The sequence below is a fragment of the Paenibacillus donghaensis genome (assembly GCF_002192415.1).
Lineage (GTDB): Bacteria > Bacillota > Bacilli > Paenibacillales > Paenibacillaceae > Paenibacillus_AQ > Paenibacillus_AQ donghaensis.
In genome coordinates, this window is the sequence record NZ_CP021780.1 from 4876570 (window position 1) to 4896904 (window position 20335).

General features: G+C 47.2%; 17 protein-coding genes. 4 read left to right on the plus strand and 13 right to left on the minus strand.

Annotated elements, in window-relative coordinates; translation table 11 throughout:
- Nucleotides 1-8 precede the first annotated feature (8 nt).
- From B9T62_RS22390 to B9T62_RS22425, 8 genes are all read right to left on the minus strand, one after another.
- Complete coding sequence (locus B9T62_RS22390; RefSeq protein ID WP_087917327.1) at nucleotides 9-1310, minus strand: GntP family permease; 1302 nt, start codon at nucleotides 1308-1310, stop codon at nucleotides 9-11.
- Between the two features lie 347 nt (nucleotides 1311-1657).
- A complete protein-coding gene (locus B9T62_RS22395; protein ID WP_087917328.1) occupies nucleotides 1658-4435 on the minus strand; it encodes an alpha-mannosidase in 2778 nt (925 codons plus the stop codon).
- Nucleotides 4436-4451: 16 nt separating this feature from the next.
- Nucleotides 4452-5273 carry a carbohydrate ABC transporter permease gene (locus tag B9T62_RS22400; RefSeq protein ID WP_087917329.1) on the minus strand — a complete coding sequence of 274 codons (822 nt, stop codon included), beginning with the start codon at nucleotides 5271-5273 and terminating at the stop codon, nucleotides 4452-4454.
- Nucleotides 5274-5294: 21 nt separating this feature from the next.
- The gene (locus tag B9T62_RS22405; protein WP_087917330.1) at nucleotides 5295-6161 is read right to left on the minus strand and encodes a carbohydrate ABC transporter permease; all 867 of its coding nucleotides are present in this window, start codon (nucleotides 6159-6161) and stop codon (nucleotides 5295-5297) included.
- Between the two features lie 64 nt (nucleotides 6162-6225).
- Complete coding sequence (locus B9T62_RS22410; protein ID WP_087917331.1) at nucleotides 6226-7605, minus strand: extracellular solute-binding protein; 1380 nt, start codon at nucleotides 7603-7605, stop codon at nucleotides 6226-6228.
- 100 nt (nucleotides 7606-7705) lie between these two features.
- Nucleotides 7706-8959 carry a glycoside hydrolase family 125 protein gene (locus B9T62_RS22415; protein WP_087920372.1) on the minus strand — a complete coding sequence of 418 codons (1254 nt, stop codon included), beginning with the start codon at nucleotides 8957-8959 and terminating at the stop codon, nucleotides 7706-7708.
- 268 nt (nucleotides 8960-9227) lie between these two features.
- Nucleotides 9228-10376, minus strand: coding sequence for a GntR family transcriptional regulator (locus tag B9T62_RS22420; RefSeq protein WP_245863986.1), 1149 nt, complete (start codon nucleotides 10374-10376; stop codon nucleotides 9228-9230).
- A gap of 143 nt (nucleotides 10377-10519) precedes the next feature.
- Entirely contained in the window at nucleotides 10520-11557 is a 1038-nt protein-coding gene (locus B9T62_RS22425; protein ID WP_087917332.1) for a LacI family DNA-binding transcriptional regulator, read from the minus strand.
- Between the two features lie 106 nt (nucleotides 11558-11663).
- Here B9T62_RS22425 and B9T62_RS22430 point away from each other — a divergent pair, with 106 nt between their 5' ends.
- Both B9T62_RS22430 and B9T62_RS41510 read left to right on the plus strand, forming a co-directional pair.
- Nucleotides 11664-12581: an ROK family protein gene (locus B9T62_RS22430; protein ID WP_087917333.1), complete on the plus strand. Its 918-nt coding sequence runs from the start codon at nucleotides 11664-11666 to the stop codon at nucleotides 12579-12581.
- Nucleotides 12582-12699: 118 nt separating this feature from the next.
- Complete coding sequence (locus B9T62_RS41510; RefSeq protein ID WP_342746195.1) at nucleotides 12700-12909, plus strand: hypothetical protein; 210 nt, start codon at nucleotides 12700-12702, stop codon at nucleotides 12907-12909.
- Nucleotides 12910-13193: 284 nt separating this feature from the next.
- Here B9T62_RS41510 and B9T62_RS22440 read toward each other — a convergent pair whose 3' ends face one another.
- A complete protein-coding gene (locus B9T62_RS22440; protein ID WP_087917335.1) occupies nucleotides 13194-14072 on the minus strand; it encodes a trypsin-like serine peptidase in 879 nt (292 codons plus the stop codon).
- Entirely contained in the window at nucleotides 14056-14898 is an 843-nt protein-coding gene (locus B9T62_RS22445) for a zinc metalloprotease (protein WP_087917336.1), read from the minus strand. The genes B9T62_RS22440 and B9T62_RS22445 overlap by 17 nt, the downstream gene beginning before the upstream one ends.
- Before the next feature lie 164 nt (nucleotides 14899-15062).
- On the opposite strand from B9T62_RS22445, the gene B9T62_RS22450 reads away from it, so the two are divergent.
- Complete coding sequence (locus B9T62_RS22450) at nucleotides 15063-15644, plus strand: histidine phosphatase family protein (protein ID WP_087917337.1); 582 nt, start codon at nucleotides 15063-15065, stop codon at nucleotides 15642-15644.
- The gene (locus B9T62_RS22455; RefSeq protein ID WP_087917338.1) at nucleotides 15641-16714 is read left to right on the plus strand and encodes a M4 family metallopeptidase; all 1074 of its coding nucleotides are present in this window, start codon (nucleotides 15641-15643) and stop codon (nucleotides 16712-16714) included. The genes B9T62_RS22450 and B9T62_RS22455 overlap by 4 nt, the downstream gene beginning before the upstream one ends.
- Nucleotides 16715-17011: 297 nt before the next feature.
- Here B9T62_RS22455 and B9T62_RS22460 read toward each other — a convergent pair whose 3' ends face one another.
- The 3 genes from B9T62_RS22460 to B9T62_RS22470 form a co-directional block, all read right to left on the minus strand.
- A complete protein-coding gene (locus tag B9T62_RS22460) occupies nucleotides 17012-17845 on the minus strand; it encodes a carbohydrate ABC transporter permease (RefSeq protein ID WP_087917339.1) in 834 nt (277 codons plus the stop codon).
- Complete coding sequence (locus B9T62_RS22465) at nucleotides 17835-18743, minus strand: carbohydrate ABC transporter permease (RefSeq protein WP_211296342.1); 909 nt, start codon at nucleotides 18741-18743, stop codon at nucleotides 17835-17837. The genes B9T62_RS22460 and B9T62_RS22465 overlap by 11 nt, the downstream gene beginning before the upstream one ends.
- Before the next feature lie 105 nt (nucleotides 18744-18848).
- The gene (locus tag B9T62_RS22470) at nucleotides 18849-20183 is read right to left on the minus strand and encodes an ABC transporter substrate-binding protein (RefSeq protein WP_087917340.1); all 1335 of its coding nucleotides are present in this window, start codon (nucleotides 20181-20183) and stop codon (nucleotides 18849-18851) included.
- Nucleotides 20184-20335 lie beyond the last annotated feature (152 nt).

Consider the following 20335-nt stretch of genomic DNA (forward strand, 5'->3'; position numbering starts at 1 on the left):
CTTACCTTCTATAAGATAAATCCGTATAGGACTACTGCGGCTACAGTCATCGTAATACCGACCATACTCTCAAACAGGACAACCTTCATTCGATCCTTCATACTCATAGCCATCGCATTACGTGTAACGTGGAAGTAGGTTCCATGTGGCAAGTGGTCTATTACCGTAGCACCCGTATGAGTCATAACTGCAGCCGATAGAGGGACCACACCTGTATTTAATATCGCATTGGAGAATGAACCCGTAGCCAAAATGACACCCGTTGAAGTGGAGGCTGTTGCTGCTGCCATTAATATCCCTGCTATTGGTGCAAGGAACATTCCGGAAATTCCCGAGGATTGTACAAGAGCAACAACTTCTGTAGGAAGGGTTGAGGCTGTAATCAATCCACCGATGGCACCTGCGCCAATAATAATCAGAATCGTTGGTGTCATTCGGTTTAACCCGGCTGTGCAATAGTCCAATATTTTATTGGCCTTACCCAGCACCAAGGAGCCTACTATACCTGCAAATGGCAGGATAAACAAGGAGTCAATTTGCAGGGCTGCAAGGAAATCAATACCTAGCATCGAACCAATCGGGCTAATCATCAGAAGAACTATAGCGATGACTGGGGCTACTAGAGCTTTGGATATAGGCGGGAGGTTCTGGGCGCTGGCTTGCTCCAATTCAGCGGCTTCAGCATCCGTTACTTTAGTGCCTTTATACTTCATTAATGAAGCAATGATAACCGCAACAGCTAATCCGAAAAGAGCGGGAACTAATCCGCCAAGCATTACCTGGTTAACATCAAGGTTGAAGCCACCTGCTGCTGCGATCGTATTCGGGTTAGGCGAAATAATGTTACCCGCCTTCCCACCGCCGGATAGCGCTACAAGCAAGGCAATCTTAGAATAACCCATCTTGTGGCCGACAGACAACGCGATCGGTGCAACAATCAATACCGCTACAGGAATGAACACACCTACCGCTGTGATAATCATGGTTGCCAATGCAAGCGACAGCATGGCTTTCGTTCCACCGAGTTTATCAACAATAACCTTCGCAATGGTTCCGGCTGATCCGGATTCCATCATCACCCCGGCAAAAACACCTGCAGCGATAATGCGAATAACGGTCCCTTGAACACTTTGTGTTCCGGAAATCAGGATTTTGATTACCTCCGAGAAATCCGCCCCACCCATAAAGCCTCCTACAATTGCCCCTAGAATCAATGCATAAGTTGGTGCCAGCTTAAACAAAATCAACACAATTGCCAGCGCTAGGCCGGCTAAAGCGCCAAACCAGCTAATATCCATTGCTGCTGTCATCTCAAATCCTCCTGAGGAAAACTTTTTTAATACACTCCGTATTGAATACGTTTTCATTATATTTGTATCGCTGATATTTAACAATTGATATTCCAATGAATATTATTGTGCATATGCACTAAGGATTCATGATGTCCAACATATAAATTTTTATATTAAAAAACAACAAAAACTGCAGCCCATAATGAATGAGCTTGCAGTTTTTATCGTTATAGAACGTGAACTTAAGAATGTTACATACGGAGTTGCCAGGAAGCCCTATGGTTCAGGATTTCTGGCAACTCCACTACTCCATTCTTAAGTTCATCTTATATAACACTTCATTTTATATCACTAGTCCCCAACTCTTACTTCTCCAACTGGTAGACCTGTGTAATTATTTTGTGCCCTTCTGCCTGCTGTTCATCTGTGCCAAGTTTGGAGACACGGCGTTCCAGAACATCACTTTCATATACAGCTTCAACTTCAAAAGAGGGTTGAACCTTAAGCTCTGCCGGCTCTGCACCCAGATTGTACCAGCGTGCAACAAGATCTCCCGTCTCCTCTGCGAACTTCAATGTCGAAAAGGCTAGCGGTGAAGCGTCAGAATTCCAGCTTAACCACTGTCCGGATACCGGCAATGTCACTCCACCCGCATGCTGCCTGCCGTTTACCGCTGCGATCCGCGCTGCCGGGCCTTGGGTCTGGACGACTGTCCATGGAATCTGATACTGGTATGCCTGCGCATATGCACCGGATACAGCACCATCACCTGTATAAGGAATGATCGCATATTCCACCGTCTGTGCGCCTAAGCATTGTGCCTCCGGCGTTTCGAACACACCCCAGTCTCCCAATTCAGAGGAGGAGCGCAGCAGCGTAACCGCTATAGTGTTCTTTCCATCCAGCAGTACCTCATATTCGTTCAAACCTTTATTGGCAATGGCAAGTCCATTCACTCCGTCAGCAACACTGACGAATACCTGCTGATGCTGAGCATTGCTTGGGTTCACCCACTCTGCCGCAGGTTTGTTGCTGCGTCTGGCCACCTCGAAGATGGAATCGGCATAATGATGATCGGCAGCAAGGCCGGTAGGGAACAACGCTCTTAGCCTTTGGTCTTTGGCATGATTATTGAAGCTGGTTCTAACCTGCAGCATTCCACTGCCGGCTTCCAGTGTATAACGTGTTGTTAATACAAGCGGAACCATCTGCGCCGAACGTTTGGCTCTGCGTTCTGTGAAGGGAACCATTTCACGTTTCTCTTCGAGGAAGGTTTCATCTGCACTGGCCGGAACCTCCCATTGCAGAACCGTCTCGATCACCACGCGGGATGGGGATTGCTCAATCAATGAAATCTCAGCCTGCAAGCCTTCGGTAGTCAGCGCATCGCTGCCTTCCGGCTGACGGTATACATACTCATTGCCAATATCCCCGGTATTCTCGTAAGCGTTAAGTCCCACATATACTGCACCTGACACCTTGTCTGTGACCGTAACCGTGCCGTTGTCAGCAACAGTAACGCTCAGCTTGGCATTCTCCATGGTGTTGCCCTGCACTTGGACAGTATCAAGCCCGGCCTCTGCCGCATCCGGCGCGTTGGCAACCAAGGCATACGTGCGGTAGCCAAGGGCGGCAACATCCGTTGCAGGGAACGTAACCCGAACTTTCCGGGCCATATAAGGCTGCCGGAAGCGGTCCTTGGGAAGCTCATATCCGAAATGGACACCGAGATCCTCCAGCTTGGCCGAGTATACCTTGCCCTCTTCGTCCATAACCTGCAGGGCGCCTAGCGGCGCCTGTCCCAATTCTCTTGCCAGTGACTGCGGAGTAGGACCCTCGGGGAAATATTTCTTCGCCGTGATCAGTTCCACTGTAACGGTTCCACTTCTCGACCAGCCGCTTGTATTGAACACTGTAAACGGTACAGATTCTGGGCCCCATGCCTCTACCCCAACAACATCAATGGCTTCCGCCAATGCTGCCACACTCTGCGCTGCTATCGCTTCCGCCATCTGGCTGCTCTTGGCGAAACGGGTCACCATTTCACGGTGCACTTCATCCACGCTGCAGCCGCAGATGCTGTCATGCGGATGATTCTGCATCAGCGTCTTCCACGCATAAGTCAGAAGATGATGCGGATAGGCCTGCAATCCTGCCAGCTCAGCAAACGCAGCCAGCGGCTCCGCAACCTTCTCCAGCAATGTCTGGCCGGCCTGATTCATCTGCTTCAAGTACACCCGGGAAGATGCCGTATTGACCAGCGTCCCCCAACCATCTGTGTGCTGGCTGCGCAATTCGCCTTCAATAGTCACCAGATTCGCGGGAAGATTGTCTTCCAGCGCCTTCAGGTATTGGTCGAAATTCGAATGTACGAACTCAACGTCGGGATAGAGACCGGAAGCCGTCTGAATCGCCTGGGACAAGTCGGTTTGGATAGGCTGATGGTCACACCCGTTCATAAATAGCAGGTGCGATGTTGAAGCAAATTTCTCAGCGTCAGCGAGATTCTTATCCCAATAAGCCTTTGCAGCTTCCGGGTCTGCAGGAACCTCCATCCCGTTGCAATACCAGTTGGCAAAGAGCACCCCAAGCACTTCCGATCCATCTGGGGAACGCCAGATCATCTCGGAATACGGCGACTCATAGGTATCCATTTCACTGACTGTATTATTGAACCCCGTCGGCTTCACCCCACGCCCGAAGATAGCATTCGTAATTCCCGCCTGCTGCAGAATTTGCGGCGCCTGGCCCATATTGCCGAAGGAATCCGGGAAATAACCTGTTTTGGAGATGATCCCGAAAGGCTTGGCATCCATTTGTCCGATTAACAGGTTGCGGAGATTGGCTTCACCGCTGGTAAGGAACTCATCCTGCAGCACATACCACGGACCGAAATGGATGCGGCCTTCACGGATATAATGGTCCAGCCGCTCTCTCTGCTCCGGCCGGACCTGCAGATAATCCTCCCGAATAATCGTCTGTCCATCCAAGTGAAAATAACGGTATTCGGGGTCTTGATCGAGTGTATCCAGTAGCTTGTCCATCAGTTCGATTAACAACAGATGATGATATTCATAAGGCATGTACCACTCACGATCCCAGTGTGTATGCGAGATGATATGCGCCGTTTTTTTATTGGTCATTTACGTAACCCTCCAATTATCCTTTAGTCGCTCCGCCCATGCTGAACCCTTTGGACATATACCGCTGGGAGAAAATATACAGCACTACGGAAGGCATAGTATAGAGCAATGAGAAGGCAGCAAGTCTTCCGTATTCGACCATACCATGGCTGCCGAAGAATTGATAAATCGTCACGGATGCCGGCAGCTTCTCCGGTGTCTGCAGCAGAATGTACGGAACGAAGAAATTGCCCCAGCTGCCCGAGAATGTAAAGATAGCAATAGTTGCGATACCGGGGAGCATCAGAGGAGCTACAATTCTTCTTAGTCCGCCCCATACGGATGCTCCGTCAATCCAGGCGGCTTCCTCCAGATCAATAGGCACGGAGTCCATAAAGCTCTTCATCATCCAGATGCCGTAAGGCAGGGAGGAAGAAGTGAGAAAGAGCATGGTAGCAAAGATTGAATTCTGTAATTTGAAGAAAAGAAACATTTGAAATACAGGAACCATTACCGCCGTAATCGGCAGAGCTGTCATGAACAGGATGCTTAGCAGAAAGCTCTTTTTAAATCTCATCTCATAACGGGATAAAGGATACGCAGCCAGAACGGATGCGATTACGACCAGCGTAGCTTGCCCTCCGGAGAGGATGATACCCACACCGAACGAACGCAGATTACCGCTATCTCCCAACACCGCCGAGAAGTTATCCAGCGTGAAATTGGGCAGTCGTATACCCTGCTGGGCATTTGTATCAAACGAAGCAAGCAGAATCCAGAACAACGGGAGCAGGAAACAAAGTCCCAGCACAACAAGAATTCCATATTGTATATTACGTTGAAGCCTATGCTTGACCACAGTGATGCACCTCCTTCAGGGTTAGACCTTGACTTTCATTGATTTCATGTAGAACAAACTTGCAACAATTCCAATCAGCAGCAGCACCAGCGAGATGGCTGTGCCATATCCGAATTGATAGTTGACGAACGCCTGATTGTACATAAATACCGGCAAGGTTTGAGTGGCCGTTCCCGGACCCCCTCCGGTCATCGTATAGATTAGTGTGAATACACCCAACGTCTGCAGTGTAACCAGCATCATGTTGGTGACAATCGAACCTTTTACCATGGGAATGGTAATATAACGCAGAATCTTGAAGTTACTTGCCCCATCGATAGTAGCCGCTTCTTCTATATCTTTGGGAATTTCATCTAGTGCAGATTGATAGACCATCATTGAAAAGGCTGTACCATGCCAAATGTTTGCGATAATTACACTGACCATCGGGAAGCTGAACAACCAGGAGATCGGGCTAATGCCAAACCAGCCAATGATCTGATTCAAAGATCCGTTATCACTGAAGAAAGCAACCATACAGAACGCCACCACGATCTCCGGTGTTACCCAACCGGCAATAACAATGATGCCGATGATCCGGCGAAAGGTTACATTCTTCTCCTTCATCAATAGCGCCAGAATGAATCCTAGTACAACCTGGCCGATTACTGCTGAGAAAATCAGGAATACCATTGTTCTCAAGACACTGATTCGGAAATCCGGATCCTGAAACATGTTTGTGAAATTCTGAAAACCAATAAACTGCAGATTCTGGGCTGCGCTCCCCGTCAAGGCCATGTTGGTAAAAGCAAAGCAAATGGTCAGAATGATCGGAACGATAAAGAATATCAGCAGCAGCAAGACAGAAGGCGTCAGAAATAAAAATGCGCCTCGCGACTTTCTTTTCATAGGTCACTCCCCCTCCAAATCCGAAAAGGAGAGTTTCTTCTCCCCTAATCGAATTTCAAATCCTCTATTTTACTTCTACTTTATCTTCGCCAAGTGAACGGGTTACATTATCCTGCAGCTGTTTCACAGCAGCCTCCGGTGTAAGCTTGCCTGAAGCAACGCTCTCTACAATGCTCTGCAGCTGTGCAGATACGGTAGCATACTGATCATTAGTCGGGCGGAATTTAGCCACATCCAGCAAGGCTTGAGCCTCAGCAGTAAACGTACGGTCCGTATATCCTGCTACATCCACTGAATCATTGCGCGGACTCAGGTTACCCTCTGCTACTACACGTGCGGTAGCGTTCTCCTGATTCATAAGGAACTCGACAAATTTCCATGCCTCTTCTTTATTCTGCGATTGTGCCGGAATCGACCAAGCCCATCCGCCGGACATGGTGATTGCCCCTGGTTCTTGACCATTCTGAGTCGGGAATGGGGCGAAGCCCATTTTGTCTTCTACATTCTCAATAGGAGCCGCTCCATTCTCGAACCAGGTCGATCCTGCCCAGCTTCCGTCCACTGCCATAGCCAGCTTGCCTTGAGGGAAGAGTTGCTGGAAGGCAATGCTGCCAGCTTGTCCGTTAAGAGCAACCTGCATGGTTGGTCCTGTTTTGTCTACGTTAAATACTTGATCGATAAATTTGAAGGAGTCCAGCAGACCTGCGCTGCTTACAATCCATTTCTTGCTGTCATTATTGTAGAGCGTATCATTGGTTCCATACAGCAGCATTTCCAAGGTCTGCATCGTCACGCCTTCACCGTTCGATTTGCCCACAATCATATTGAGCGGGGTTACACCCGGAAGCTTATCCTTAATGACACGTGCAGCTTCAAGCACCTCTTCCCAGCTCGTAGGTTTGAATGGCACCTCTATTCCTGCCTCTGCGAGCAGTTCTTTATTGTACCAAATCCCCCGCGTATCTGAAGTTGCAGGGACACCGTAAATTTTGCCGTCTTCACCGGTTACACCGGATTTGAGATTCTCAATGAACTTATCCTGCCAGTCACTCCAGCCTGCAACCTGGGTGTCCAGCGGCTCAAGATATCCTGCTGCCGCATCAGATTTGATAATCGATGTATCTTCTGCCACGATATCCGGCGCTGTATCAGGAGACTTCATTTGCAGCACTATCTTAGATGTATAGTCACCTTCACTGGCCAATACTGGAGCTATTTTGATCTTAATGTCCGGATTCTCCGACTCGAATTTATCAATAAGTCCGGATTCGAAATATTTGGTAAGCGTGTCTTCTGAGCCCGACGAACGGAATGTAATCGTGACCTCTTTCTTACCTTCGGCTTCAGCTCCCGAACTGGAATTCCCGCTGGAACATGCTGTTGTCAAGAGAAGAAGAGAAGCCATAACCGCAGTCATTGTTACTTTCAATTTGTTTGTCATCATTTGTCTTTGCCCCTTTTTCATTTAGTTTCATAACGCTTTCATAACCACTTCCAAAAAGAACGGCGTAGCCGTCTTTTTCGCTGATAGAACTGTAATAGAGCTACTTCAATACCCGAAAACCGCAATAATCCATAATCAGTTCACTGAACAGCATATTTGACCAAGAAAACCATGGACGGGTGAACTCTCTGGAATCATCAGCGGAGAATCCTTCATGAGTGAAACCTGTATCTGCATCAGTATCCTGTATTAATTGCAGCAGACGAGCCTTCTCGCTGCGTTCCACAGAAGTAAGTCCTTGCATGGACAACGCAATATGCCAGATATAGCCTTCAGGTGTATGCGGGCTGCCGATTCCTTCAGCAACTTTTCCTTTATAGTAATAAGGATTATCTTCGCTCAAGATAAATCTCCGGGTATTCCTGTAAACCTCATCATTCTCGTCGGTGTAGCCCAGATAAGGCAAGGCCAGCAGGCTTGGAACGTTGGCATCATCCATAAGGTTATAATTGCCTCTACCGTCTGTTTCATATGCATAGATTCTTCCATAAACAGGATGAGTGTAAATACCATGCTCCTGAATGCCTTGGTTAATTTCATTCCCCAGCTTCAGGGCTGCGGCGGCCAATTCATGATCCTTATAAATCTCATTCGCGATTTCTTCCAAATATCGAAGCACGACCACAGCGAACATATTGGAAGGTACCAGATAGCCATACTCACAATTATCATCGCTGGGGCGGAAGCCGGACCAGGTCATACCGGTGTATGCCGTTTCACTGCCCTTTCCTTCTCTTGCCAGGGTGTCCGTAAGCGGTGCATTTAAACGCTGGAACAGATATGCCGACTCTGTCTCATGATGCTGTTCAACTCTCCATAATTTAATGATTTCAAGAGCCGCCCGATGAAAAGTCTCATCAAATTGGGTAACACAGCCGCTATTCTTCCATAGCAGATAACTCAGCTGGATCGGATAAGCCAGAGAATCAATTTCATATTTACGTTCCCATATCCAGGGACTCATCACCGTAAGATCAGATTGATGTCCATTGCCATTAGCCTGTTCATTAAAAGCATTGGCATACGGATCAAGCAGAATGTAATTCATCTGGCGTCTAACCAGACCTGCAATCATCTCTTCAATGCCCGGATCCTCTGCTGCAAGCAGCAGATAGGGACGAACTTGTGCGGCTGAATCGCGCAGCCACATAGCTGGTATATCACCTGTTATAACAAAAGTGGTTCCATCCGGTTTTTGAGATATTGTGGTTCCAATAGTATTGGTAATGCAGTCCTCAAACATCTTGGCAAGCTTTGGTGAATCAGGTAACTCTCTCTTTACCTTCTCAATCATATTAAGTACCGATTGTGGAATTTCATTCTGAAGTTTCAAGGGTGAAAGTTGCACCTCCAAATAGTATTATATTAATATCAAGCGCTTTCATCATAGTAAACAATTAATACTAATATGTCAATATACTTATTGGTATATTATAAATAAAATATGACCTAATGATATATTAGAATGGATACATTGTAATTTTTTAAATCATATAACAAAAAAAGCCTTCTTCAAGAAGGCTTTGATTTCGTTCTCTATCCTAAAGTTTAGATTATCCTGGTCAGTCCTTATTAACAGCCGATGCTGATTTACCTTTTATTAATTTCGCCTGCAATAAGATTCTAGTGATTGGCTGCTCATCTCCTTGCATATGAAGGACATTCTCGAACGCCTGCTTGCCAATTTCAAACTGATTCTGCCGCATATGAGTGATTCGACAACCTTCATGGGACTCCGGACCGTCAAAACATATGACGGACAACTCTTCAGGAATACGCAGTCCCAGCTTGCCTGCTGCCTCTTCCACAAGCAAAGCGATGTTATATTCCGCAGCAAATAGCGCAGTAATGTGGGGATATTTCCTGAGATGCTCCACTAGCTTGTTTACGTCCTCTATGCGGGCTTGCGGATCAAAGACATTAGGCATGGTAGAAGTAATCGTTTCCATCCATAATTCTCGGTTCACCAGAATGTTATGCTCCGCATGGGCCTCAATAATACCATCGATTCGTTCCTCTATGGCTGTTGTATTCGCCGGCGGCGGTGCCAGAAACCCAATATGCTGATGTCCCAGCTCGAAGAGATAATTCGCAGCCTCTTTGGCGGCTTGAACATTGTCAGTACTGACAGAGGATGCGGGTATCCCCTTCAAATACCGGTCAATCGTAACAAACGGAAACTTTTGAATCACCAGCTTTAATATTTCAGCACTGAAATATTCTCCTTGCGCAGGAAAGATGATAAGACCGTCGACCCCAAGTCCTAACAGCTGCTGGATAGCCTGTGTCTCCAGTTCCGGGATACCGAAGGTCCGCCGTACAACAAGGAAGCAGTCATTCTCCCTCGAGGCTTCTTCCATCCCGTATATAAGCTCTGTACCGTACATATCACTGAAATTCGTAATTACCAATCCTATAATCCGTTTCTTGCCGGATGTCCGAATGGCCTGCTGGTTATCACTCAGCTTCAGCGATGCAGAGTTTGAATCCGCTACAAAGGAGCCCCTGCCTGGCTGACGAATGATTAAATGCTCCTCAGCCAGCATTCTCAGCGCTTTTTTTGAGGTGATCCGGCTGACACCAAACTCACTGCAGAGCTCTTTTTCAGACGGAACCCGTTCTCCAATTTTATATTCATTCCTTGTTATCCGCTCTCGCAGCGTTTGAAAAATCATTTCGTACATCGGCTTTGAAGCTGAGTCATTGGCCATAATCAAGTACCTCCATTGCAGCTTTCTCTCTGAAAGACATAACCTAATATACCATGTTATATTAGGAATGTGAAGAATGGTTTATCACAATAGGAGTCATTAGAATGGAGCGGCTGCGAATACAGCTGCGCCTTCTGGGGTGTTTATTGGTCACAGCTGTCTTTTGTTAATACGGAATGACGAGCAACGAGTGTAGGGCGGATATACAGTCGCAGCATATCCCTGCATGCGCTTTTCAATGTGAGCAACATATCAGCTGCTGCCTCGCACATTTTCTCTTTCTCCACCCGCATGGTCGTCATCCCAAGTCCGTTGTCTTCTTCGTATTGAAGATCGTCGAAGCCGACAATGGATATATCCTCTGGAACATTCAGACTACGCTTTCGAAGCTGCCTGACCAGTAAATAAGCAATCCGATCGTTGCCGCAAAAGAACGCAGTGGGGAATTCATCTAAATCATTCAGGTAAGCCTCAATTTCCTGCTCCGTATCATGAAAACCAGCAGAGTACGTCATGACCTTACTCATGTCTAGCGGGAGACCAAACTCCTGTATAGCGCTCCAATAGCCGAGCCAACGTTCTTCATGGCTGGTCGTTAAATTGGCCGGACCAATAAATCCGATTCTTTGATGCCCAGACCGGATAAGCATCGTTACAGCTTCATATGCCCCTTCAGTATTAGCAGAAGCAACAACCGGACAAGGCAGCTCCCGGTGATACGAATCAAACATAACTAGCGGTGTATCCAACTCCCAGACCAGCCTCGCATAGGCCTTATCCACAATTCCGAATAGAATGATGCCTATATAGGAGATCTCTTTACATTGCCGCGGCAACTGCAGACCTGATTCCATCTCGTGATCAATGGGTGCAATCACTGCACTAAGCCCTCTCTTGCGAATACTCTTCTCCAGCCCCCAGATCATATCATGAAAGAACCGAAAATGATCGTTGTCCCGATAGCTCATGATTCGCTCGGGCACCAGTATCAACACATTCCTGTCCGCTGATGACTTCTCTGCGTATTGGCCATATCCCAGCTCCTTAGCCGTCTGAAGAACACGGTAGCGCATTTCTTCGCCGACACCTTTCTTATCCAGTAAGGCTAGCGAGACAGCATTCTTCGAAATATGTAGTTGGTCGGCAATATCTTGCATGGATACTCTCTTTTTACGGCCCATTCTTTTCAATCCCTTCGAAACATGATAAGCTTAAGCCAAATTTACTTTACAGATACCACTTTTGTCAAGTTTGTAAAGTAAAGTTTAACAGCAGGAGGGAATAATAGTGAATTATGCAGTTGGAATCGACATCGGCGGTACAAAAACAGCCCTGGGTCTTATCTCTTCCGACGGACAGGTACTAACCAAAACTTCGCTTACCACGGATCTATCACTTCAGCCGTCTGACATGGTAGACAAGATTGCCGAAGCAGCCTTTCGACTACTGTCCGATGAAGGTTTACAGCAAGCAGATCTTAAAGGAATGGGTATCGGAGCACCTGGCCCTCTGAATACGAAGCTCGGACAGATCGCCGAGCCTCCTAACCTGCGAAACTGGTGGAACTTCCCCATTATTCATTCGTTCAAGCGCCACTTCCAAGTGCCGATTGTTCTGGAGAACGACGCAACTGCCGCAGCATTAGCGGAGAAGTGGACGGGAGCCGCCAAGGCCGCTGACCATTTCATCTACATCACGATTAGTACCGGCATTGGGGCGGGAATCTATAGTCATGGAAGACTAATTACTGGCGCAACCGGAAATGCCGGCGATATCGGGCATATGGTCATCGATCCAAGCCGCGGCCTCTGCAATTGCGGGCAGCGCGGGTGCTTTGAATTCATTGCCTCCGGAACGGCGATTGCAAGAGAAGCAAGCTCGCTGCTTGGCCGCCGCGTGACATCCAAGGAAGTCTTCGAGCTTGCCTTATCCGGCCAAGATCCCGTAATGGAGAGGCTTGTCAACCGCGTCTTTGGCTACATTGGCACTGGCTGTGTTACGCTCATCAACACCTTCGACCCCGAGTTGCTTGTGATCGGAGGCGGGGTTTCCCAGGTTGGAGCACCTTTGTTTGAGGCTATTCGTGATTACATCAAGCTTCATGCATTGAATCCTTCCGGCCGGAACACGCCCGTCGTTCCCGCCGCACTTCAGCAGAATGCCGGCCTGATCGGAGCAGCAGCACTTATTCATACCCATTATTAGAAGAGGAGTGTCATTGTAATGAACCAACCTATCTATTTGCATCCTATTTTTCAGGAACGTATCTGGGGGGAACCCAGCTCAAGGAGTTGTTCGGTTATCCGAAGATTTAGAACATCGGATTCGAAACGGGGAATGGGAGGTTTCCGGAAGAGCCCAACTGCCGGAGCATGAGAAATATACACTCGTCAGCGTCATTGAAGGCAAGGGTTATCTCCGTATCCAGACCAGTGAATACCCGCTGGTTAAAGGTGATCATCTCATTCTTCCTGTTGACTTCGGACCTTACGAGCTGGCTGGAGAGCTTGTGCTCATCATTTCGCGCGAGTAGCGGAAAGAGAATCGTACAGGCCGCAAAAACTATAATGGCCGTAAAGACCTTCTGCATCCTTAACCTTACCAAAGCAGCCATTGGCGTTAGAATTCTTAATTCCTCCACCTCTTCAAGTTAAAAGACCTGAAACCGTTAAGGCTTAATCCTGCTCGCCAGAAGAAGGCCCGCGATTTTTCGCGGGCCTTCATTTTTGAACCTGCCTCAGGCTCCGTCCGTCCCGCAGCAAACAAGCGCTCAAGATACAATAAAACGTACCTTAAGCGCTATGGTTGGCAACCTGCTCAGGCTGTCGGGGCAGTCTCCCGGGCAGCAGCCAATACTCGTTCTGCACCCGCATCTCCCTCAGCTGCAAGATCTGTAAGATTCTTGACTATTGCGGATATGCGTATCCCCTCATTAACAGCCTCTCCATTCAACGGAAGCGCCGCATGGTGCAATGCCACCAATTGCCACTGATTATTGAACACCGCCGCCCCCGATGATCCTTTCTCCGTATCCGTTGTATAGTGGACCGCAATATCGTAAACATAGCTGACCGTGTTATCCTGCAAAGCAACTTCCTTCTCACGGCCACGGGGATGCTGTATTATATTGACGAATTCCCCGCGGGTAATCGTACTTGTATTTTTCAGCAGCTTTATAGGGGTAATGGATTCGATTCCCTTCATCTCACAGGAAACAATGGTATAATCCAGCTCCTCAAAAGGGGACGTAATGAACAACTCCATCGGTTTCAGGTTGATCCTTATAGAACTACTGCCAGCTTCATAAGAAAATTCAGCAAAACTAAGCTCTGCTTCATCTATACTCGGCAGTACATGATGATTGGTCATCAACAGTCCGTTACCCATAAGAAATCCCGTTCCGGCACCATTGCGGCACATGATTCTGCACACAGCCTTCGCCCTTGCTACGCCGTCACTTAAAAAGCTCACCGGGACCAGATTATTCTGTCCATTCTGCTTTTCTTGAATAAGCACTTCTGTTTCTCTTCGCAACTCTTCGTCATTGCGCATAGCTGCTTCAACAGGTGCAGCTCCCAAAATCGTTATTGCTCTGTCCCTGACCAACTCCCTAAAATCAGCTGGAGACAACGGATTTACTTTGGGCAGCGCATACTCATTACCAACGAGTGATATGGACTCAGCGGGACTGATCATGTGTAAACTCCTCAACCCGAGGCTGGGAAGCCCAAGCAAACGGATTGTCACGATTCTCCATCTGAACGGACTGGGAATTCTGCGGATATTGGGCAGCAATGAATTTCTTGTCCGTCTCCGACAGCTCCTTATTCCCTTTCACCTCAAAGTCGCCAATCGTTAAATTGTTTGGTATCTCATAAACCATAATTGACTTAGGATCAAAGGCAGTGTAGACGGTATCTTTAGGCAGATACTGATAAAACAGATTATCATAAATTTCTTTATCACTCCAGAAGTTCGGAGCACCCCGATAATATCGTTTAACTGCTTCTACATCCCAAGGTATATCTGCCGCCGGTGTCTGATGCTCGTGAGGATTGGCAAGTGCATGCCCAAATTCATGAAGCACCGTTCGTGCAAATTCATCATCAGATGTGCCCTGATCGAACCAGCCATAGTTCATGGTTGGCTCATGCGGAGCAATACTGAGACAATCAGTACCTAAATAGGACCAAGATCCGGCTTCCGGATCAAAAGCAATTCGAATTTCCGCAGTCGGATCATTGACAAAATGAAAGCGGATATTGGCATAACGCTCCCATTCATGCGCATACTGCTCTACCTTTGATCTGACAAAAGCATCTCCACCCATAAAATAAACTCTAATTACCCTGCCTAGTGACCATTTCTTGGCCACTAGCGCTCCAAGCTCTGGAGACATTCCTTCTTCTGAAGACCTTAGCAGATTCTCGGGATTCTCCTCCAGTGCTACCCTATTGGCCTCGGCCTGTTTTTCAGGAGGCAATACTCTCAGCATACATAACTTGAATTCGGCATGATCCATATTTAGTGCTCCCTTCATTTGACTAGCATTAGTGATTCCTCCCAGTCCCGTAGTTTATTCGTAATCCCGCCCCCTTAAATTGGGAGTATAAGTGCGCAGAGAACTCGGAAATAATGATTTACGATTCATTGCAGCGCATTCCGAAGCAAAGGAGTGGACAACGCTTGAGCGGGGATCATCACATTCTTACAGATATCTTGGAGGGCGGCTATATTCTATACACCAGGCATGCCACAACTTCCACAAACACCGAGTCTCCAAATCCTGATTTGAATGATTGCAGTACACAAAGAAACCTTGGCACCGAAGGACAAGCAGAAGCCAAGGAACTAGGAGAGATCTACCGCAGGCTAGGGATTACAGTGAGCAATCCAGTACTGACAAGCCCCTACTGTCGCACCAGGGATACAGCCAAGCTCGCCTTTGGTGACCGGACGGAAGTATTCCATGATCTCATCCATATTCATTTGTTGGCGGAGTCACAGATCCCCGAACCCATGAAGCGCAGTAAAGACAGATTGCTTCAGTTGTTCGAGACCGTGCCTCATGCCGGACAGAATCTGGTGATTATCGGGCACAGTCACTCGTTCGATCCTTCGTATCGAGAAATTCCATTCGCAGGCACAGTCGTTCTACAACCCGGAGGACAACACCGGGGATTCACTTTTAAAGGCTTAGTGGAACTGGCACAATGGCGCAATGAAGCAAGCACTATCTCAAATCGACTATTGGAGGCAATCAAATGACACAGCATAGAGATGGATTCATCCCTGAATACCTGCTTGAACAATTAGCTAAAGAAGGCCAAGAAGAAGCAAAGAAAACATTAAAACAAATGAAGAATATAAAAGAAAAACAACAGGATGAAAAAAAAACAGGAGTGAGAGCCAGTCAGCCCGGCAGGATTAATCATGCCAACGAAGTAACGGGCCAGGCAGCCCGATATATATATGATTCCGAGCATACTGATGAGTTCAAAAGAAAACTAGTGCGCGGTGAAGGAGCCCCGCCAGCTCCCGATGATACAGCAAATAAGGCCTATGAATATGCAGGTGCTACTTTAACCTATATCAAAGAAAAGCTAAAGCTTAATTCATTGGACAACCGTGGGCTTGACATCAATTTTAATATTCATTACGGCACAGATTTTGTCAATGCCTTCTGGTTGGGTAAAGATGAAGAGCAGGGTGTTGTCTACAATCAAATGGTTTTCGGAGATGGAGATGGCAGAAATTTCCTAAGTTTTGTCACCCTTGACGTTGTTGCACATGAAATGGCGCATGCCATTACAGAGTTCAGCAATCACCTGGAATATGAATTCCAATCAGGTGCGCTAAATGAGCATTTCTCAGATGTCATCGGCAGCGCAATCAAGCAGCATATTAAAGGTCAAACTGCACAGACTGCAGATTGGCTGATTGGCGATGAGACCGTTGGCCCGGAATGGGGTGGCGTAGCGCTCCGCTCCATGAAGGCACCCGGAACGGCTCATCCAAGAGACAACCAACCGGACCATTGGGATAACTTCCGCGAGCTTTCATTAAGCATGGACAGAGGTGGGGTGCATATTAACAGCGGGATTCCTAACAAAGCTTTCTACCTGACATCTCAAGAGATCGGTACGGACAATGCAGCATTTCTCTGGCATTCAGCCTGGCCTAAGCTTGATGAAAATTCTACTTTCAGCCAAGCCTTTGACATTATTTTGAGCACTGCGCAGCAATTGACGAACAACCGTCAGCTTCCGGCCAATACATTCGAAGCCGTCAAAAAAGCAATACAAGCCGTCGGAATCAAAGTGCTTCAGCCTGTATAACAATTAGCATCTTCGTATATACTGAAACAAGAAAGAGCCGTTCATAATGAAACGGCTCTTTCTTGTTGATTATCCGATAAATTTCTCCAGTGTACGGCGCACCGCGGGCACAGCCAGCAAAGCTTATTTTTATTCGGAGCTATCGTCATACTAACACTTCCTCATTTTATATAAGAGTAAAGAGACATTGCAGAACTGCAGTATTACGCTCAAATAAGCAGGGTTGAAGCAATGGCCAGCGGACTTATTCAATCTATCTTGTCCTGATCTTTGGCAGTCCTTTTTGGAGAAAACGCATTATTTCAAGCCCGTATTGGCAATGCCTTCAATAAACTTGTTTTGAGCCAGGAAGAAAACGACCAGAATCGGGACAGTTGCTATGGTCGAAGCGGCAAGCAGCAGCGGCCAGTCCACGCCGGCATCCGTAGTCAGCATGGATAAGCCGATCGGCAACGTGAACAATTCCTTCGTATTTAAATAAATAAGCGGTTCAAAAAACTCGTTCCAGCTATTCATGAATGTAAAGATGCTTACGGTTGCCAATGCGGGCGTGGCGATCGGGAGCATAATCGACCTGAACGTGCGCCACGGCGAACACCCGTCCATTTTGGCTGCTTCATCCAGTTCAATAGGAACTGTAATTAGAAACTGACGTACAAGAAATACGCCGAACATCCCTCCCGATCCAAGCATTGGCGGAAGAATCAGAGGAATATGCGTATCGATGAATCCGAGGTTTGACATCCAGTTGAATAAAGGAATGGCCGTAACTTCGGTAGGAATCATCATCCCGCTGAGCAGGAACAGAAAGATCGCGTTTTTGAATGGAAAGTACAATCTGGCAAACGCATAGCCTGCCAATGCGGACAAGAAACAAGTGCCTGCCGTGACGAGCACCGCGATATACATACTATTAAAAAAGTAGAGATGAAACGGCATTTCCGTAAACACGCGAATATAATTGATCCATTCCCAAGCTGCGGGTATCCACTGGGGCGGAAATAGAAACACCTCGGATTCCGTCTTCAAGGATGTGCTGACCATCCAAAAAAAAGGGAACAACACGATGGAGGAAACGATTGTTAGAACCAGATAGGATGCAAGGTTGGATGTTATCTTTTTATTGTTCATAATGTACCCATCTCTTTCTTAGTTTCCACTGTATCAAAGTCAGAACCAGGATAATGCTGAACAAAATAAATGCCAGTGCCGATGCATAACCGAATTCGTAGGAGCGGAACGCTTGTTTGAAAATGTAGAAGACCATCACGTACGTGCTTGTTCCCGGCCCTCCGCCTGTCATCACATAGATTTGTCCGAACACTTTAAGAGAACCGATAACGGTTATTATCGTTACCATGAATACGGCTGGCGTAATCATTGGCAGTGTAATGGATTTAAAGGTTTCCCAGCGCGAAGCGCCGTCAATTTTGGAAGCCTCGTAATAATCCTTCGGCACATCGTGCAGAGCGGCCAGGAAGATGACCATGTTCATGCCCACACCTTTAAGCGCACTGACCACTATAACGGTAGGCATCGTCCAAGTTTCCGAGAAAAGCCAGGGAATCTCCGTTCCGCCAAACGTTCGGATCAGCAGATTGACTAATCCACCGTCCGTAGAGAAAATAAACTTCCATACGATCCCCCAAACCACGAGGGAAACGACTACCGGCGTAAAGATCGCGGTCCGAAACAAGCCGATACCCCATATTTTCCGTTTCAACAGCATGGCCAGCAAAAGCGATAATACAATGTTCAGCGGGACCAAGCCCGCAGAGAAATATACGGTATTCACGGCCGTATCCCAGAAGACGGGATCATCGCGCATGGCGTAAATATAGTTATCCAAACCAATATACGCCGTATTTCCAAATAACGACCAATTCGTAAAGCTCATCACGAAAGCGTAAACGATCGGGCCAAACAGAAAGATTAAATATCCCGCCACAATAGGCAGTATAAACAAATATCCCATCCACATTTCTTTTGATTTCAAAGTTGCTAAACCTGCTGGCTTACCTCCGGCCATTTGCGCCTACCTCCTGTTGTGAATATGACGAAATCCTCCCTTTAATATACGAGATCAGCCTATTGTTCATATGGCGATCTCGCAATGCTCCATCGTTCTGGAGGGTTACTTCAATAGAGGATTAATGCTGTCTTCCATAATTTTCAACGCTTGCTCGGTTGTCGTGGAACCGAGCAAAATCGCGTCCAGGTTTAATGTCACCTGCTCGTCAATCTTGACCCAGTTCGGATGGGAAGGCCGGATTATACCTTCGGCCAACCGATCGTACGCAGCCACTTTCATCGTTTCAACAGTCGGGAACGGGAACTTGTTCAGATACTCATCGGAGTACAGGACAGACTCTCTCTGCGGCACAAAAAACTCGGCTACTTTAGCTGCATTTTCCTTATTACTTATAAATTTTAAATATTCCAATGCTTCTTCCGGATACTCTGCGTCCTTGAAGATCGAATAGCCTCCAAAGCCAATAGGCATCTTGACGCCATGGTCGCCTTCCGGAAGCGGAGCAATATCCCATTCGAAATCGACTTTGTCACGGTAAGCGCTTGTACGGGTAACGTTCTCAAACGCCATACCAAGCTTACCTGTATCGAAAGTTAACTGCTCGCCGATGCTTGGATGCGCTTTCTTATCGAGCAGCCCTTTAAAAAGATTGATCGCTTTGGCCGTCTCCGGCGTGTTCATAGCGAATTGCGTTGTGTCTTCGTTGAAGATTTCGCCGCCCATCGCCCAAATCAATGGAATCAGATTGTCGGACCAGTTGGAGGAATTTTGTATGAACTTCACGCCGTATACCCCTTCCTGCGGTTTGGAGATCGCTTCGGACGCTTTGACCATCTCATCGTAAGTCCAGTTGCCCTCTTCATAAAGCTGCATTGGCGACTTCAATCCATTCGCTTCAAACAGATTTTTATTGTAGAAAACGACCTGAGGCGGCGTAGAGAATGGAATGCCGTAGAGTTTGCCGTCCTTTTCAAATGCAGTGAGCGTGGATGGTATTATATCATCGAACGCATAAGCCGCATCCTCTTTCACGGACGAAATATCCAGCAGTTGGCCCCCATTCATAAATTGCGGAATCATGCGCTCTGAGATCCATACGATATCAGGCGAGGTTTTGGTTGCTGCCATGATCGCCAGTTTCTGCTGGTAGTCCGCCCACGGAATCACGGTAGTTTTGACTGTCACATTCGGATGGAGCTTATTGTATTCCTCAGCAAGCTCGTCATACAACGCCACCTGAGCATCGCTGCCCCAAACGGACATCTCAAGCTCCACAGGATCTTTTGACTCAGCAGCCACTTCCGCACTCGGCGTATTGTTCGCATTTTCCTTGTTTGCCTTTGCGGCGTCATTATTGTTCTTTCCATTTCCTCCGCATGCGCTCAGCAAGCCAAGCAGCAATACAACAGACAGCAAGACTAACCCGTATTTCTTCATCTTTATGCCCCTCTCAATGTTTGTAATCGCTTTCTACTACTAGTATAAATTTGATGGCTTCCAGAAAAAATAACACGAAATCGAGAAAAACTATGTAAATTCGAGTACTTTAATAGAACCAGCTGTATAACAGAACTTCGGCCTAAGCCCGC